We start from the raw sequence: 758 nt of genomic DNA, 5'->3' as shown, positions 1-758 counted from the left end.
TACACACGCTGGGACGAATCCGGCGGCTGCCAAAGCCCGATGGAGCGCGATCCTCCCTGGAAGAGCGCGGCGGGCGGCAGCGTCGATGTCTGCGCCTATCCAGGGGAATTTGTCTGGGTGAGCTACGGGGCACCCTGGTGCACGGCGAGTCGTGGGCAGGCCCCGGAAGTGCGCGTTGCCGCGCGCGCGGCACCGCCTTCGAGTCGCTTCGTCATGAACCTGACCAGTGGCGGTGAGCCCTTCCAGCCGGCAACGCTCGGGCAGGCGCGCGCCTGGGCGAGCCAATATGGATTTGATCCTGCCATGGTCACCACGGAGGGACACTCGGTGCGCACCATCCCGCAGCATGCCCTGATCGGGCCTGATGGCCGCACCTGGTTTCGCTACATCGGCTACTTGACGGCCGAGGAGATCCTCGCGCGTCTGCGCGCCTATCAAGCCGGCGAGATCAAACCGAAGCGTTTCGACTGACCCCGCTGCATCCGCTCATCGCCGTTGCCACTCCCAGCCCATCGTCCGGGCCACGGCCTCCACGGCTGCGATGAGGCGTCGCCTGACACGCTCGGAAGCAAAGCGGTAGAGGAGCCGACAGCCCGGCATCGGATCGTCTTCGCTCCAGCGCACATTCAGAGCCTGGAGCGCAGAGCACACGCAGCCTTCGAGCACCGCATCGGGGGGCTTGGCCAACGGTAGCCAGAGCAGCACGTTCGGGAGCCCTTCCGCAAGGTCCAGCAGGTCCTCCAACAGCGGATCATCGG

2 protein-coding genes are annotated in these 758 nt (G+C 66.8%); one reads left to right on the top strand and one right to left on the bottom strand.

Going from position 1 to position 758, the window contains the following annotated elements:
- Positions 1-471 (top strand): TlpA family protein disulfide reductase (locus G3480_RS27090; protein WP_164657272.1); only part of this gene is annotated, 471 nt, incomplete at its 5' end.
- A 15-nt stretch (positions 472-486) separates the two neighbouring features.
- On the opposite strand, the gene G3480_RS27085 is transcribed toward G3480_RS27090, so the two are convergent.
- Positions 487-758: hypothetical protein (locus G3480_RS27085; protein WP_164657271.1), on the bottom strand; the 272-nt coding region annotated here is incomplete at its 5' end.

It is taken from the genome of Thiorhodococcus mannitoliphagus, assembly GCF_010915725.1.
GTDB classification, from domain to species: domain Bacteria; phylum Pseudomonadota; class Gammaproteobacteria; order Chromatiales; family Chromatiaceae; genus Thiorhodococcus; species Thiorhodococcus mannitoliphagus.
Note: the sequence above shows the minus strand (reverse complement) of the source record. Positions and strands in the feature narration are given on the sequence as shown.